Origin of the sequence: Noviherbaspirillum suwonense (genome assembly GCF_900182955.1) — a bacterium.
Taxonomy (GTDB): Bacteria; Pseudomonadota; Gammaproteobacteria; order Burkholderiales; family Burkholderiaceae_D; genus Noviherbaspirillum_A; species Noviherbaspirillum_A suwonense.
The window spans coordinates 405,779-421,320 of sequence record NZ_FXUL01000001.1 but is presented as its reverse complement, the minus strand read 5'-3'; the positions used below and the strand labels follow the sequence as shown (position 1 = coordinate 421,320).

At 64.9% G+C, this 15,542-nt stretch carries 13 protein-coding genes; all 13 read left to right on the top strand.

All coding sequences use genetic code 11. From position 1 onward, the window contains the following. The first annotated feature begins 1 nt into the window (after position 1). The 13 genes from QOL82_RS01945 (at position 2) to QOL82_RS01885 (ending at position 15,529) form a co-directional block, all read left to right on the top strand. Entirely contained in the window at positions 2–805 is an 804-nt protein-coding gene (locus QOL82_RS01945) for an alpha/beta fold hydrolase (protein WP_283440530.1), read from the top strand. Positions 806–880: 75 nt separating this feature from the next. Then, positions 881–2,080, top strand: coding sequence for an ABC transporter substrate-binding protein (locus tag QOL82_RS01940; RefSeq protein ID WP_283440529.1), 1,200 nt, complete (start codon positions 881–883; stop codon positions 2,078–2,080). A 271-nt stretch (positions 2,081–2,351) separates the two neighbouring features. Further along, entirely contained in the window at positions 2,352–3,224 is an 873-nt protein-coding gene (locus QOL82_RS01935) for a branched-chain amino acid ABC transporter permease (RefSeq protein WP_283440528.1), read from the top strand. A gap of 2 nt (positions 3,225–3,226) precedes the next feature. Beyond that, positions 3,227–4,255, top strand: a complete 1,029-nt coding sequence (locus tag QOL82_RS01930) for a branched-chain amino acid ABC transporter permease (RefSeq protein WP_283440527.1) — start codon at positions 3,227–3,229, stop codon at positions 4,253–4,255. After that, on the top strand, positions 4,245–5,018 hold the full coding sequence (locus QOL82_RS01925) for an ABC transporter ATP-binding protein (RefSeq protein ID WP_283440526.1): 774 nt from the start codon (positions 4,245–4,247) through the stop codon (positions 5,016–5,018). Before QOL82_RS01930 ends, QOL82_RS01925 begins: the two co-directional genes overlap by 11 nt. A 23-nt stretch (positions 5,019–5,041) precedes the next feature. Continuing rightward, positions 5,042–5,743: an ABC transporter ATP-binding protein gene (locus QOL82_RS01920; protein ID WP_283440802.1), complete on the top strand. Its 702-nt coding sequence runs from the start codon at positions 5,042–5,044 to the stop codon at positions 5,741–5,743. Positions 5,744–5,887: 144 nt separating this feature from the next. After that, positions 5,888–7,261, top strand: coding sequence for a PxKF domain-containing protein (locus QOL82_RS01915; protein WP_283440525.1), 1,374 nt, complete (start codon positions 5,888–5,890; stop codon positions 7,259–7,261). Positions 7,262–7,552: 291 nt separating this feature from the next. Continuing rightward, the gene (locus QOL82_RS01910; RefSeq protein ID WP_283440524.1) at positions 7,553–8,716 is read left to right on the top strand and encodes an ABC transporter substrate-binding protein; all 1,164 of its coding nucleotides are present in this window, start codon (positions 7,553–7,555) and stop codon (positions 8,714–8,716) included. A 72-nt stretch (positions 8,717–8,788) separates the two neighbouring features. After that, positions 8,789–9,844, top strand: coding sequence for a branched-chain amino acid ABC transporter permease (locus tag QOL82_RS01905; protein WP_283440523.1), 1,056 nt, complete (start codon positions 8,789–8,791; stop codon positions 9,842–9,844). After that, positions 9,844–11,625 carry a branched-chain amino acid ABC transporter ATP-binding protein/permease gene (locus QOL82_RS01900; protein WP_283440522.1) on the top strand — a complete coding sequence of 594 codons (1,782 nt, stop codon included), beginning with the start codon at positions 9,844–9,846 and terminating at the stop codon, positions 11,623–11,625. The genes QOL82_RS01905 and QOL82_RS01900 overlap by 1 nt, the downstream gene beginning before the upstream one ends. A gap of 15 nt (positions 11,626–11,640) precedes the next feature. Next, positions 11,641–12,390: an ABC transporter ATP-binding protein gene (locus tag QOL82_RS01895; RefSeq protein ID WP_283440521.1), complete on the top strand. Its 750-nt coding sequence runs from the start codon at positions 11,641–11,643 to the stop codon at positions 12,388–12,390. 143 nt (positions 12,391–12,533) lie between these two features. Beyond that, positions 12,534–13,670: a hypothetical protein gene (locus QOL82_RS01890; protein ID WP_283440520.1), complete on the top strand. Its 1,137-nt coding sequence runs from the start codon at positions 12,534–12,536 to the stop codon at positions 13,668–13,670. A gap of 269 nt (positions 13,671–13,939) precedes the next feature. Continuing rightward, positions 13,940–15,529 (top strand): histidine phosphatase family protein, encoded by a 1,590-nt coding sequence (locus QOL82_RS01885; RefSeq protein WP_283440519.1) that lies wholly within the window; start codon positions 13,940–13,942, stop codon positions 15,527–15,529. The last annotated feature ends 13 nt before the right edge of the window (positions 15,530–15,542 follow it).

Sequence of the window (15,542 nt, the reverse complement as noted above, 5' to 3'; positions counted from 1 at the left end):
GATGACGGAACGGGATCCTTCGGCGCCGTCCATGGTCGAGATCGACTGGCGCGGCCGGCCGCTGTCGCTCGAAGTGCAGTGGGTCGGCGACGACGACCCAGCGCTGCCGGTCATGGTGTTCCTGCACGAAGGACTGGGCTCGGTGGCGATGTGGAAGGATTTCCCGCAGCAGTTCTGCGAACGCAATGGCTTGCGCGGACTGGTCTATTCCCGCTACGGCTACGGCAACTCGACCCCGCGCCCGGCCGGCGAACGCTGGCAGCCCGACTTCATGCACCGCCAGGCGCTGGAAGTGCTGCCGGCGCTGCTGGCCGCGCTGGATGTGGAACGTCCCTGGCTGTTCGGGCATAGCGACGGCGGCTCCATCGCGCTTTTGCATGCGGCGCGCTTTGCAGAAAAGCTGCGCGGTGTTATCGTCCTCGCTCCGCATATTGTCGTCGAGGACGTCAGCGTCGCAAGCATCCGCGAGGCGCGCGAAGCCTACCTGTCCGGCGGCCTGCGCGAGCGTCTGGCGCGCTACCATGCCGACGTCGATTCGGCCTTCTGGGGCTGGAACGACATCTGGCTGGACCCGGCGTTCAGGGACTGGAACATCGAGGCTGCGCTGGCCGACATCCGCTGCCCGGTGCTGGCGATACAGGGCGAAGACGATGAATACGGAACATTGGAGCAGATTTACGGCATTGCCCGAAAGGCGTCGCAGACACGCACGCTGGTGTTGCCGCGGTGCGGCCATTCGCCGCACCGGGATCAGCCGGATGCCTTGCACAGGGAGGCGGGAGACTTTATCCGCAGCCACGGCTGAATCGGGCAGGTAATGGAAACAGCGGTAATCGACCTATAACAAACGCAGCACCGACAAGCACCTTGAGGAGACCTTATGCACAACCGCTTCACATCTGCCCGCTTCACGTCCAGCGCCGTCACCACCGCGCGCCTTGCCATCGCCGCAGCCGCGCTCGCGCTGGTCGGCCATGCGCAGGCGCAGAACGCGCCGATCAAGGTTGGCCTGATGCTGCCGGCAACCGGCACTTTCGCCAACCTCGGCACGATGATAGAAAACGGCTTCAAGATGTATGTCGCCGAACAGGGCGGCAAGCTCGGCGGCAACGAGGTGCAGTACTTCAAGGTGGATGACGAGTCGGACCCGGCCAAGGCCGCCGACAACGTCAACAAGCTGATCAAGCGCGACCAGGTCGACGTGCTGGTGGGCACCGTGCATTCGGGCGTCGCGCTGGCGATGGCCAAGGCGGCGAAGGAGTCCAACACGCTGCTGATCGTGCCGAACGCGGGCGCCGACGTGGTGACGGGACCGATGTGCGGCAAGAACATCTTCCGCAGCTCCTTTTCCAACTGGCAGCCCGCCTATGCGATGGGCAAGGTCGCGGCCGAACGCGGGCACAAGAAGGTCATGACCATCACCTGGAATTACGCGGCCGGCAACGAGTCCGTCAAGGGCTTCGTCGAAGGCTTCGAGGCGGCGGGCGGCAAGGTCAGCCAGCAGCTGAACCTGCCCTTCCCGCAAGTGGAATTCCAGGCGCTGCTGACGCAGATCGCGTCGCAGAAGCCGGACGCCGTGTACGCCTTCTTCGCTGGCGGCGGCGCAGTCAAGTTCGTCAAGGACTATGCGGCCGCGGGCCTGATGAAAAGTGCGCCGCTCTACGGGCCCGGTTTCCTGACCGACGGCACGCTGGAAGCGCAGGGCGAGGCGGCGCAGGGCATGTACACGACGCTGCATTACGCCGACAACCTCAACACGCCGCGCGACAATGCATTCCGGCTGGCCTTCGCCAAGGCCTACAAGGTCAATGCCGACGTCTACGCGGTGCAGGGCTACGATGCCGCGCAGATGCTGGGCGCCGGGCTCAAGGCCGCGGGCGGCGACATCAAGAACCGCGACAAGCTGGTGGCCGGCATGGAAACCGCCGTGATCGACAGCCCGCGTGGCAAGTTCAAGCTGTCGCCCGCGCACAACCCGGTGCAGGACATCTACCTGCGCCAGGTCAAGGGCAATGTCAATGAAGTCAAGGGCGTGGCGGTGAAGGCGCTGGCCGACCCGGCGAAGGGCTGCAAGATGTAAGGTGGCAAGCGCCGCACGGCGACACGTGCGGCGCGACGAAACGTAGGGTGTAATAAGCAAAGCGCATTACACCACCGGCGGTCGCATGTCCGCGGCAGCCTTGCGTGACGAACAATGGTGTAATGCCCTTCGGTTATTACACCCTACGATTTTTTCGTCAGCTCTTCACGCTGACACGCGCAGCGCGGCGACACGCAGGGTGTAATGCGCTTCGCTCATTACACCCTGCGATTTTGTACATAACCTGACCCTCCGGCCAACCTGGAACAACATGGATTTCCCCACCTTCCTCATCCAGTGCCTGAACGCCGTCCAGTACGGCCTGCTGCTGTTCCTGGTCGCCAGCGGCCTGACGCTGATCTTCGGCATCATGGGCGTGATCAACCTGGCCCACGGCAGCTTTTACATGATAGGCGCCTACATGGCGTTCGCGCTGGCGCCGCTGTTCGGCGACCAGTTCATCCTGCAGCTGCTGGCGGGCATCGTGCTGTCCGCGCTGCTTGGTTTCGTGCTCGAATGGATTTTCTTCAGCTACCTGTACCAGCGCGACCACCTGCAGCAGGTGCTGATGACCTATGCGCTGATCCTGGTGTTCGAGGAAGTGCGCAGCATGCTGTTCGGGAACGACGTACACGGCGTGACCGCGCCACCATGGCTTTCCGGCGGGCTTTCGCTGGGCGGCGTCATGACTTACCCGGTCTATAACCTGTTCGCCTCCGCCGCCTGTATCGTCGTCGCCATCGGCCTGTACTTTGTGGTCAACCGCACCCGGCTCGGCATGATGATCCGCGCCGGCGCCAGCAACCGCGACATGGTGCGCGGCCTGGGCATCAATATCCGCCTGCTGTACCGCATCGTGTTTGCCGCCGGCGTCGCGCTGGCCGCGCTGGCCGGCATGATCGCCGCGCCGGCTGCCTCGGTCTATCCGGGCATGGGCGGCCAGATCCTGATCATCTGCTTCGTGGTGGTCGTCATCGGCGGCATCGGCTCGATTTCCGGCGCGCTGATCGCGTCGCTGCTGGTCGGATTCGTCGACACCTTCGGCAAGGTGTTTTTCGCTCAGTACAGCGGCATCAGCGTCTACGTGCTGATGGCGCTGATCCTGATCTGGCGCCCCGAAGGCCTGAAAAGCAAAGGTTACTGATCATGACGTCCACCCCTCTTCCCCTCGCCGCCGCGCCGGCCGGAGCGTCGCGGCGCGGCCTGCAGGCATCGCTCCTGCCGCTGGCGGTCGCAGTGCTTCTGTCCCTGCTGCCGTCCTTCCTGTCGTCCTATGGCAGCGACCTGGTGCTGCGCATCATGGTCTATGCGATCTTTGCGCTGAGCCTCGAACTGCTGGTCGGCACCACCGGGCTGGTCAGCCTCGGCCACGCGGGCTTCTTCGGCATCGCCGCCTACGTGACGGTGCTGGCCTCGGGCGACAATGCCGCGTCCATCGCCTGGCTGCTGCCGGCGGCGATGCTGGCCGCCGGCCTGTATGCGCTGGTGACCGGCGCACTGTCGCTGCGCACGCGCGGCGTCTACTTCATCATGGTCACGCTGGCATTCGCGCAGATGGCCTACTTCGTCTTCCACGACACGCCGATCGGCGGCGGCAGCGACGGCATGTTCCTGACCTCGCGGCCGGTGCTGGCGGCAGGCGGCGTCACGCTGCTCGACCTGGAAAAATCCAGCCATGTCTATTACCTGGCGCTGGGCTGCCTGGTCGCCACCTATGCGCTGCTGGCGGCGGTGCTGCGCTCGCGCTTCGGCCATGCGCTGGCCGGCATCCGCATCAACGAGCAGCGCATGCGCGCCGCCGGCTACCACACCTACTGGTACAAGCTGGCCGCCTTCGTGCTGGCGGCCATGCTGGCCGGCGTGGCCGGCTTCCTGATGGCCGCCAAGAACGGCGCGGTCAACCCGGAGCTGCTGTCCTGGCACGAGTCCGGCGGCGTGCTGATGATGATCATCCTAGGCGGTCTCGGCAGCCTGCGCGGCGCGGTGCTGGGCGCGATTGCCTTCGTGCTGCTCAAGGAATTCTATGCATCGTCGGCCATCCTCGGCAGCATCGCCGAGCGCTGGCAGCTCACGCTGGGGCTGACGATGATCCTGTTCGTCGCGCTGATGCCACAGGGCCTGATCGGCCTGGCAAGGCGCTGGAAGCGTTCACCGGAGGCCGGCCATGCACACTGATGCCCATCATTCCCAGCCGCTGCTGCAGGCCGGCGCGCTGACCCGCCGCTTCGGCGGACTGACCGCGGTGAAGGCGGTGTCGATCGACCTGCATGTCGGCGAACTGCATGCGGTCATCGGCACCAACGGCGCCGGCAAGTCGACGCTGATCAACATGCTGTCCGGCGAGATCGCCGCGTCGGAAGGCATGCTGAAGCTCGACGGCGTCGACGCCACCGCGTGGCCGCAGCCGAAGCGCGCCCGCGCCGGCATCGGCCGCAGCTACCAGCGCACCACCATCTTCCCGCAGTTCAGCGTGCTCGAAAACTGCCGGCTCACCGCGCAGGCGGCGCTGCAGCGGCCCTGGCACCTGTGGCAGTCGGCGCGGGGCTGCGCGGCCAGCGTCGGCATCGCGCGCGAGGTGCTGGAGGTGGCCGGCCTCGCCGGCTTCGCCGAGCGCCCGGCCGGCAGCATGAGCCACGGCCAGAAGCGGCAGCTCGAGATCGCGATGTGCCTGGCGACCCGGCCGCGCGTGCTGCTGCTGGACGAACCGCTGGCCGGCATGGGCGCGGAAGAAGCCGAGCGCATGCTGTCGCTGCTGGAACGCCTGAAGCGCGACCATGCGATCCTGCTGGTCGAGCATGACATGGACGCGGTGTTCCGCGTCGCCGACCGGATCACCGTGATGGTCAACGGCGAGGTCATCGCCAGCGACACGCCCGACAACATCCGCGTCAACCCCGACGTGCAGACCGCCTACCTCGGCGACGCCCATGAACACTGAATCCCATGAATACTGAAGCCGCCATGCTGGACGTTGCCGGCGTCAACACCTACTACGGCGACAGCCACATCCTGCAGGGCGTGGACCTGCAGATACCCGCCGGCCGCGCGCTGGGCCTGCTGGGACGCAACGGCATGGGCAAGACCACGCTGATCCGCTCGCTGATGGGCTATGTGCCGATGGCCGCGGGCAGCGTGCGCTGGGGCGGCCGGGACGTGACCGGCTGGCCGCCGGAAAAGATGGCGCGGCTGGGCATAGGCTACGTGCCCGAGGGCCGCGGCATCTTCCCCAACCTGTCGGTCAGTGAAAACCTGGTGATGAGCGCGCGCGCCGGCGTCGACGGCAGCCGCGCCTGGACCTATGACCGGGTGCTATCCCTGTTCCCGCGCCTGGCCGAGCGCCTCGACAACGGCGGCGCGCAGCTCTCCGGCGGCGAGCAGCAGATGCTCTCCATCGGCCGCGCGCTGATGACCAACCCGACCCTGATGATCCTCGACGAAGCCACAGAGGGCCTGGCGCCGCTGATCGTGCAGGAGATATGGCGCGTGATCGGCCAGATCCGCGAGACCGGCATCAGCACGCTGATCGTCGACCGCAACTACCGGATGGTGCTGGCCCATACCGACCTGGCGGTGGTGCTGGAAAAGGGGCGGGTCGTGCTGGCGGGCGAGTCGGCGGCGCTGGCGCAGGACCATGATGCTCTGGGGCGCTACCTGGGGGTGTGAGGATGGCCGGATTGCCGGTTTGTACGACATTGAAGGCCGGTGGAACCTGATGAACAAACGGTTAATTTGTGCGACTAACGAACTGTCGCACATCTATCCCGGTGTGCGCTTAAAGTCTTTCCACTCTCGCCACCTGGAGAAGCCATGTTCATTCAAACGGCTGCGGCACGCGCCCGCAACAGGGTAGCGCCTGGATTTTCATTGGATGGTTTCCGGCTCCGGCAGTTCTTCCACTGGTCCATGAAGGTTTGCTGCGCAGGCTTGCTGGCCGCATGCACAGTAGCCGCAGCCAACGCGCAGGCGTTGATGCCAGGACAAGCGATCGGCTGGGGCGAGGCTGCACCAGAGTTGCTTCAAATACCGGTCATGTCCCCGCCCCTGGACAATATCAGCGCGATTTCGTCTGACCTGCAGTACACCGCCGCGCTGAGAAACAACGGCACGATCGTCGTCTGGGGTCCCAACGCGGCGCTCGTGACGCCTCCCCCGGACTTGAACGACGTCACTGCCATCGCGGCAGGCGCAAATTACCTGATGGCATTGCGGCGCAACGGCACTGTGACGTTTCTGGGCACTTTCCCGCGATCCGGACCGTATGCTCCCGGTGCTCTCACCGATGTAGTCGCCATCGCCGTGTCCGAGAAACATGCGATGGCGCTCAAAAAAGATGGAACGGTCATTGATTGGCGCGTGAGCGACGGAGCGCTGATCGAGGTCCCTGCATTCGTCTCCGACATTACGGCAATCGCCGCTGGCGAGAACCATGCGCTGGCATTGCGGAAGGATGGCAAGGTGTTTGCATGGGGAGATAACGAATCCTTTCAGACTGACGTCCCGCCTAACCTGACTGGTGTCGTGGAGATCGCGGCGACCAGGCTCAACAGCTTTGCCCTGCAGGGTGACGGCTCCGTTGTCCCATGGGGAGATACGTTTCCCAAAGTGTTCAATGATGCGAGCAGCCTGGCCAACGTCAAGGCGATCTCGGTGCGCGGGAGCCACGGACTAGCGCTCCTTGCCGATGGCACGGTGCAGGCATGGGGTTTTAATTTTGCAGGGGTATACGATCCCTCGCCCGCGCTGACGAACGTAAAGGCTGTCACGGTGGGCACTCTCAGCGCTTTCGCACTTAATCCCGCCCCGCTGCTTGTGCCGCTTCCGCCTTATACATTCAGCGGATTCAAGCCCCCCGTCAACGGCTCGCCCGTCATCAATATCGGCAAGGCCGGGCGCACTTATCCGGTCAAATGGCAATTAAAGAACGAAGCCGGCGCCTTTGTTTCCAGGCTTGACGCGGTAAAGTCGATCAACAGCATGCCGACCCAATGCGGCGCCTTTTCCAGCGAGCCGACCGACCTGCTCGACACCGCGTCCGCCGGCGATACCGCTCTGCGCTACGACGCCACCGCCAACCAGTTCATCTACAACTGGAAGACCCCTTCGAGCACAGGTTGCCATACCCTTTTCCTCACGCTCGACAGCGGCCAGATCTTCACTGCGTACTTCAATCTGGCCAAATAGATACCGGTGGTTACAACGCATCTGGAGCGCCGGTTACGGCGCTCTTTTTTCGGCCTGAGAATTCAGCCGCAAACAGACTGCACCCCGTTTCCACCATGCTCTCCGGCAAGCAAAACGGGGCAAAATCCCTCCCTTTGATGCTATAGTTCTGCCAGCAAAAATCGCGGGCAGGCGCTGCCGGCCCCGTCCGTGCCGGCGACGGCGCCGCATCCTTTGCAGCCCGCCCGGGGCAGACGCATCAGACGACGGGCCAAGCCCGCAAAACAGCATTCATCAATCCGGAGACCATGCATGAAAACCAGATTCGCAGCCGCACTCTTGCCCGCCCTTCTCGCCCTGGCGTATGCCGTCCCCGCCGCAGCCCAGATCAAGGTCGGCGTCAGCGTGTCGGCCACCGGCCCTGCCGCTTCGCTCGGCATCCCGGAAAAGAACACCATCGCGCTGCTGCCGAAAACCATCGCCGGCAAGACCGTTGAATACATCGTCCTCGACGACGCGACCGACCCGACCACCGCGGTGAAGAATGCCCGCAAGCTCGTCAGCGAAGACAAGGTCGACCTGCTGATCGGCTCGACCGTCACGCCCAACTCGCTGGCCATGACCGACGTCGCCGCCGAATCCGAAACCCCGATGATCTCGATGGCCGCTTCCGCCTCCATCATCGAGCCGCAGGATGCGAAGCGGCGCTGGGTGTTCAAGACGCCGCAGAACGATTCCCACATGACCACGGCGATCCTGTCCCACATGGCCGACGCAGGCGTCAAGACGGTTGGCTTCATCGGCTTTTCCGACGCTTACGGCGAAGGCTGGTACCGCGAGATTTCCAAGCTGTCCGACGTCCGCAAGATCAAGGTCGTCGCCAATGAACGCTTCGCCCGCGCCGACACGTCCGTCACCGGCCAGATCCTGAAAATCCTGTCGGCCAACCCGGACGCAGTGCTGATCGCCGGCTCCGGCACGCCGGCCGCGCTGCCGCAGAAGGCGCTGAAGGAACGCGGCTACAAGGGCAAGATCTACCAGACCCACGGCGTGGCCAACAACGACTTCCTGCGCGTCTGCGGCAAGGACTGCGAAGGCACCTGGCTGCCGTCCGGCCCCATCCTCGTGGCCGAGCAGTTGCCGGATGCGAACCCGGTCAAGAAGTCTGCGCTGACCTACAAGAGCGCCTATGAAAAAGCCTACGGCGCCGGCAGCGTCTCCACCTTCGGTGGCCATGCCTGGGACGCCGGCGCGCTGCTGGCCAACGCGGTGCCGGCCGCGCTGAAGGCAGGCCAGCCGGGAACGAAGGAATTTCGCAAGGGCCTGCGCGACGCGATTGAAAACACGAAGGAAGTGGCCGGCGCGCATGGCATCTTCAACATGAGCGCAACCGACCACCTGGGCTTCGACCAGCGCTCGCGTGTGATGGTGCAGATCGCCGACGGCAAGTGGAAACTGGGCGGCGACGCCAGGTAAGCAAGCCATAGCAGCCGCCGGGGCGCGATTATAATCGCGCCTTTTTAACGCCCTCCTTCCGGGGAATCAAACATGGATTTATCGATAGCCGCCATCCTGGCGCAGGACGGCATCACCAGCGGCGCGATCTATGCGCTGCTGGCGCTGGCGCTGGTGCTGGTCTTCTCGGTCACGCGCGTGATCTTCATCCCGCAGGGCGAGTTCGTCGCGTTCGGGGCGCTGACCCTGGCGGCGATGCAGTCCAACCGCTTTCCGCATTCGGCCACGCTGCTGGTGGCGCTGGGCCTGTGCTGCTTCGCCTATGAAGTCGTCGGCACGCTGCGCAGCGCCGAACGGCGGCATTTCGCCGCGCGCGGCATCGCGGTGGCGGCAGTGAAGTTCGTGTTGCTCCCTGTTGCGCTGTTCATGGCCGCCCGCGCCATGACCGGCATGGCGCTGCCGCTGCTGGCCCAGGTCGCGCTGGCGCTGGCCATCGTGATCCCGATGGGGCCGATGGTCTACCGGCTGGCCTTCCAGCCGCTGGCCGAAGCCAGCACGCTGGTGCTGCTGATCGTCTCGGTGGGCGTGCACTTCGCGCTGATCGGGCTGGGCCTGGTGATGTTCGGCGCGGAAGGCTCGCGCACCACGCCGTTCTCCGACGCCCGCATTGAGGTCGGCTCGCTGACCATCTCCGGCCAGAGCCTGGTGATCGTCGCCGTGTCCATCATCCTGATCGTCTCGCTCTACCTGTACTTCGAGCGCACGCTGTCGGGCAAGGCGCTGCGGGCGACCGCGGTGAACCGCCTCGGCGCGCGGCTGGTCGGCATCGGCACCACGCAGGCGGGCCGTCTCGCCTTCACGCTGGCGGCCGCCATGGGCGCGCTGTGCGGCGTGCTGATCGCGCCGCTGACCACGGTCTACTACGACAGCGGCTTCCTGATCGGCCTGAAGGGCTTCGTCGGCGCCATCATCGGCGGCCTTGGCAGCTATCCGATCGCCGCCGCCGGCGCGGTGCTGGTCGGCCTGCTGGAATCGTATTCGTCATTCTGGGCCAGCGCGCTGAAGGAAGTGATCGTCTTCACGCTGATCATCCCGGTGCTGCTGTGGCGCTCGCTGACCTCCAAGCATGTCGAGGAGGAGGAAGAATAATGAAGAAGTCATTCCTGCTGTTCATCATCGTGATGGCGGCGCTGCCGCTGCTGCCGACGCCCGAGTTCTGGATCACGCTGGCGAACTACATCGGCCTCTATTCCATCGTTGCGCTGGGGCTGGTGCTGCTGACCGGCGTGGCCGGCCTCACCTCCTTCGGCCAGGCCGCGTTCGTCGGCCTCGGCGCCTATGCGACCGCCTACCTGACCACGCAGTTCGGTCTGTCGCCCTGGATCGGGCTGGCGGCGGGCATCCTCATCACCGCCGGCGCCGCCTTCTTCATCGGCGCGATCACGATGCGGCTGTCGGGTCACTTCCTGCCGCTGGGCACCATCGCCTGGGGGCTGTCGCTGTATTTCCTGTTCGGGAATCTCGAATTCCTGGGCAAGTACGACGGCCTGAACGGCATACCGGCGATCAGCCTGTTCGGCGTCGCGCTGGGCAGCGGCCGGGCGATGTTCTACCTGATCTGGTTCGTCGTCGTCGTCGCCGTCATCGCGCTGCAGAACCTGCTCAACTCGCGCCCCGGCCGCGCGATCCGCGCGCTGAAGGGCGGCGGCGTGATGGCCGAGGCAATGGGCGTCAACACCGCGTGGATGAAGATCGTGATCTTCGTCATCGCCGCGCTGCTGGCCTGCATCTCGGGCTGGCTGTATGCGCACATGCAGCGCGCGGTCAACCCGACGCCGTTCGGCCTGAACCAGGGCATCGAGTACCTGTTCATGGCAGTCGTCGGCGGCGCCGGCCACCTGTGGGGTGCGATCCTCGGCGCCACCGTGCTGACGCTGCTCAAGGACCAGCTGCAGTCGCTGCTGCCGCGCCTGCTGGGCGCGAACGGCAACTTCGAGGTCATCGTGTTCGGCGTCCTGATGGTGCTGCTGCTGCAACGCGCGCGCGACGGCCTCTGGCCCTTCGTGCGCCGCCTGTTCCCGCAGCCGCCGCAGGCTGTCGCGCCCGCGTCCGCGCCGGCGCTGCCCATGCGCGACAAGCATGCGGACGGCGACGTCGTGCTGCAGGTGAAAAGCGCCCGCAAGGAGTTCGGCGGCCTGGTTGCGGTCAATGACATGCAGTTCGACGTGCGCGCCGGCGAGATCATGGGCCTGATCGGCCCGAACGGCGCCGGCAAGTCCACCATGTTCAACCTGGTGACCGGCGTGCTGCCCGTCACCCGCGGCGAGATCCTGTTCCGCAACGACGGCAAGCTGCAGCGCATCGACGGCCTGGCCTCGCGCGACATCGTGCGGCGCGGCATCGCCCGCACCTTCCAGCATGTGCGGCTGATGCCGACCATGTCGGTGCTGGAGAACGTCGCCATCGGCGCGCACCTGCGCGGCAGCCACGGCGACGTCGCCGGCGTCGCCACCAGCATCGTGCGCGCCAACCGGGTCGAGGAACAGTCGCTGCTGTTCGAGGCCAGGAAGCAGCTGGAGCGGGTCGGCCTGGGCCACCTGCTGTACGAGGAAGCGGGCAGCCTGGCGCTGGGCCAGCAGCGCATCCTGGAGATTGCCCGCGCGCTGTGCTGCGACCCTACCCTGCTGCTGCTCGACGAGCCGGCGGCCGGCCTGCGCTACAAGGAAAAGCAGGCGCTGGCCGAACTGCTGAAAAAGCTCAAGGCCGAGGGCATGAGCATCCTGCTGGTCGAGCATGACATGGACTTCGTGATGAACCTGACCGACCGCCTGGTCGTGATGGAATTCGGCACCAAGATCGCCGAAGGCCTGCCGGCCGACGTGCAGCAAAGCCCGGCGGTACTGGAAGCCTATCTGGGCGGCATAGATTAAAGGCGCGGAGACCTGATGAGCACACCGATACTTGAAGTACGCGACCTGCACGTGGGATACGGCAAGGTCGAGGCGCTGCACGGCGCCAGCCTGACCGTGGCCCCGGGCCAGATCGTGACCGTGATCGGCCCCAACGGCGCCGGCAAGTCCACCATGCTCAACGCGATTGCCGGCGCGCTGCCGGCCGCGGGCGCGGCCCGCGGCCAGGTCATGCTCAACGGCAGCGACCTGACCGGCGTGGCGATCGAATCGCGGGTCGCGCGCGGCATGTGCCTAGTGCCGGAGAAGCGCGAGCTGTTCGCCACCATGACCGTGGAAGACAACCTGCAGCTGGGCAGCTACCGCCGCTACAAGGCCGGCGAGCGCAACTACGGCGACCAGCTCGACGAGGTCTACCGGCTCTTTCCCCGCCTGAAGGAACGCCGCAAGCAGGACGCCGGCACCCTGTCCGGCGGCGAACGCCAGATGCTGGCGGTGGGCCGCGCGCTGATGGCCAAGCCGCGCCTGCTGATGCTGGACGAGCCCAGCCTCGGCCTGGCGCCGCTGATCGTCAAGGAAATCTTCCACATCATCGTCAGCCTCAAGGAGACCGGCGTCGCCATCCTGCTGGTCGAGCAGAATGCGCGGGCGGCGCTGCAGGTGGCCGACTATGCGTACGTGCTGGAGACCGGCGACATCGCGCTGGAAGGGCCGGCGGAGCAGCTTGCGAATGATCCGAAGGTGATCGATACCTATCTCGGGCTGACGAGGAAGGCGCAGGAGTAGGAAGGCGAGATCGCAGGCAGTAAAGGCAACACATCACGCTCTGGTGGTTCGCACCGTTCGACCATTTCTGAACAAGCCGCATTCCCGGGTTACTAGCACGTGCCGTTCAATTTCATGAACGGCATAACCCGGAGAACGGACAAATGGCCAATTCAATAGCGCGCACCACGCGCAACATTCAAGCGTATTCACCGTTACCAAACGACGTGCTGCCCAACATCATGCTGCGCGTGGAAGACCGTCGGGACTTCAAGCGGCTGGCCTGCACCTGCCACGGCTTCTATGCCTGGAGCGAGCCTTGGCTGAAGAGCCGCAGGCAGGCGGCAGAACTGGGCGAGGACCCGCAACGCCTGCTCAAGTTACCAGCCTGGATCAAGACCCACTCACGCCACCTGCACCCGGCTGATTGCGTTGCGCCCCAAGGCTGGAATAACGCCGGCGAGGCGCGGCTTCTGGTCGACGTGCTAAGGCGGTCGATGGCATTCACGTATGCCTTTTCGTCGCGGCAGCCTCCGGCGCCGTCGGCTACGGAAGATAGTGCCGCACATCTCGACTTCGTCTTCTTTTCACCGCGCTTGCTGCCCGACGTGAATGAAGAGGTGTTTGCCAACGCGAGCGAACGGCTCGTCGCCAACGCATGCTTCGCTCTCGCAGGATTCGAACCTTCCGGCGAGGCTTGGCAATGCGATGTCCTTTCGGGCGCGGTCGCCTGGCTCGACGGCAATGCGGACAGGATCGGCGTCGATGCGCGTTCGCGCTTATTGACGCAACTGAACTTGGCGATGATGGTGGTGATGGTCGCGCAGGCTTCTCCCGCCATTGCAATGCAGTTGCTCGCGCACGGACTCGCGAAAAGCTACCAGGTAAAAGACGCGCACCTGTCCAGTAGCGCTGAAGAACGCTGGGAAAACCCCCTGCTGACCGCGCTTGTCATGGCAGCGGCGAACGGCAAGCTGGAAGCAGGTTCTGCCGAAGCATGCGCCTTTCTTGGCGCGATCGGGCTGGTCGTCTCACGACTTGCACAAACGAAGGAACGCGCCGCGCTGGCGGTAACGGTCGGCCGTCTCGATTACCTGATGGCGCTGTTGCCGGAGAAGACCTGGACTCCGGGAAGCAAGGAATCTGCCTGGCTGCCTGCGCTGGTGCAGGGCGTCCGGGACATGCCGGACACGTTGGCAGCAATCAGGGAAATTCTCATTCAACGTGACTTCATCCGAATGGAAGAATGGAATGCGCTCCTGGCTCCGGTGCAGCGCACGTTCAGTGCGGAGCCTGGATAAGCGGCAGCGAACGCATCGACGATGGGTAGCGTACCGGCTAACTTGCCGCCGGCCTGCCATCAGTGCTTGTTCAGCTCGCCCCTGGTGCGAATGAAGCAGGTGATGTCCATGGTGACGATAGCCAGGCGAGTCCTGGCCCGGCGGTTTTCGAAAAGCGGCGATCCCATTGCGCAAGCGATAGCAGTTCGCCAGCGTCGAGGAACAAGCGGATTGATTGGCGCACAGACCATGGTGCACGTTTTCTTGCCAACCACTCTTCAGACCCTGACATGAAAAAAATCTCCCTGGCTTTACTGCTGATCACCATGCTCGTGCAGTCCGGCTGCGGCGGCGAGGGCGCAGCCCGTCCGGCTTCTGCCGATACGCGCGCTTTTTACGGCACCAAGACGCCTTACCAGCCGCAACAGGATGCGGCAAGCTACGAAGCGCCGCCAGCCGGCTATGCGCCGGTCCACACCCAGCTCGTCGCACGCCATGCATCGCGCGGACTCGCCACACCCAAGTACGACCTTGCCATGTACGCGATCTGGCGCAAGGCGGCGGAAGACGCTGCGCTGACCCCGCTCGGTGAAAGACTCGGCGCTGACATCCTGAAGCTCATGCGAACAAATGCGCTGCTCGGTGTTGGCGTGCCGGACATCGGGCGTCCGGGCTACGGCAATCTGTCCCGGCTCGGCATTGCCGAACAGCAGGAGCTCGCCGCGCGCATGCTGCGTCGCATGAAAAGCCATTTCGACCTGGTGGGCGCGACCGCTGAAACCGTGCCGCGCCGCATCGTGCTGGTCAGTTCGGGGGTCGACCGTGCCGAAGACAGCGGGCTGTTCTTCACGCGCTCACTCACGTCAGGGTCGGCGACGCTGGCCTCGCTGGTGTTCCGGCCGCCTGCCCCCAGCGGCTATCCGGCGCTCGCGCCGGTGGCCAGGCCGGACGGCAGCAACCGCTTCCTGCTGTATTTCTTCGCCCTCAAGCCGGAGGGAGAAAAAGTCGATGCGCCTGCCGACCCGTATTACCGGACCTACCTCGACAGCCTGGACTACCAGGCCTTTCTCGAGTCGCCCGCCTACCTCGCCGCCATCGGCAAGCTCGAAGACAATCCGCAGACCAAGTCGATCGAGCGGGCAATCATGGAGCGCCTGTTCAGCAAGGCATTTGTCGACAAGATCGACGATGGGCGCTACCGCTTCACCAATGCGGGCAGTTACACCTTCACGTCGGACGACGGCAACTTCACCAACACGATCACAGGCGACGGCCGTACCGGCGTCGGCAGCCTGTCCGATGCCGTGGACATGCTATACAACCTGTATGTCATCGCGCCCGGGCTCAGCCGCGAAGCCGCGTTGGACTTCGCGCCCTACTTTCTTCCCGAAGAGCTGGAGGCGCTGTCCAGCCTTTCGGACGCGCACGACTTCATTACCAAGGGGCCGAGCATTCCGGCAAGCCGGGGAGCAACCTACCGCATGGCGCAGGTGCTGCTCGACGACTTCTTCAACGAAGTGGACGCGATCGCCCGCGGCGACATGCGCACCGCCGCAAACCTCCGCTTCGGCCATGCGGAAACCACGATGCCGCTTGCGACCCTGCTGGGCCTGAAGGACCTGATCGTTCCCCTGCCGGCCTCGCAGGCCTTCAGCTACGACAACAACCCCTGGCGCGGCGCAGTGTTGACGCCGATGGCCGCCAACATGCAATGGGATACGTATCGCAATGCAGAGGGCGACATTCTGGTGAAGATGCTCTTCAACGAAAGGGAGAGGCTGTTCAAGGCGGCGTGCGATGCAGCCAGGCTAGGTCCTGACAGCCACTTCTACCGTTACGACGGGCTGAAAGCCTGCTACGGCCACGTCGCGCGGCAATGAGGCAGTGCGGCGG

Coding starts and splice junctions, on each gene's coding strand:
- QOL82_RS01935 (WP_283440528.1), top strand. CDS start 2,352: ATGGATTTCCCCACCTTCCTCATCCAGTGCCTGAACGCCGTCCAGTAC.
- QOL82_RS01885 (WP_283440519.1), top strand. CDS start 13,940: ATGAAAAAAATCTCCCTGGCTTTACTGCTGATCACCATGCTCGTGCAG.
- QOL82_RS01900 (WP_283440522.1), top strand. CDS start 9,844: ATGAAGAAGTCATTCCTGCTGTTCATCATCGTGATGGCGGCGCTGCCG.
- QOL82_RS01925 (WP_283440526.1), top strand. CDS start 4,245: ATGCACACTGATGCCCATCATTCCCAGCCGCTGCTGCAGGCCGGCGCG.
- QOL82_RS01890 (WP_283440520.1), top strand. CDS start 12,534: ATGGCCAATTCAATAGCGCGCACCACGCGCAACATTCAAGCGTATTCA.
- QOL82_RS01920 (WP_283440802.1), top strand. CDS start 5,042: ATGCTGGACGTTGCCGGCGTCAACACCTACTACGGCGACAGCCACATC.
- QOL82_RS01945 (WP_283440530.1), top strand. CDS start 2: ATGACGGAACGGGATCCTTCGGCGCCGTCCATGGTCGAGATCGACTGG.
- QOL82_RS01940 (WP_283440529.1), top strand. CDS start 881: ATGCACAACCGCTTCACATCTGCCCGCTTCACGTCCAGCGCCGTCACC.
- QOL82_RS01905 (WP_283440523.1), top strand. CDS start 8,789: ATGGATTTATCGATAGCCGCCATCCTGGCGCAGGACGGCATCACCAGC.
- QOL82_RS01930 (WP_283440527.1), top strand. CDS start 3,227: ATGACGTCCACCCCTCTTCCCCTCGCCGCCGCGCCGGCCGGAGCGTCG.
- QOL82_RS01895 (WP_283440521.1), top strand. CDS start 11,641: ATGAGCACACCGATACTTGAAGTACGCGACCTGCACGTGGGATACGGC.
- QOL82_RS01915 (WP_283440525.1), top strand. CDS start 5,888: ATGTTCATTCAAACGGCTGCGGCACGCGCCCGCAACAGGGTAGCGCCT.
- QOL82_RS01910 (WP_283440524.1), top strand. CDS start 7,553: ATGAAAACCAGATTCGCAGCCGCACTCTTGCCCGCCCTTCTCGCCCTG.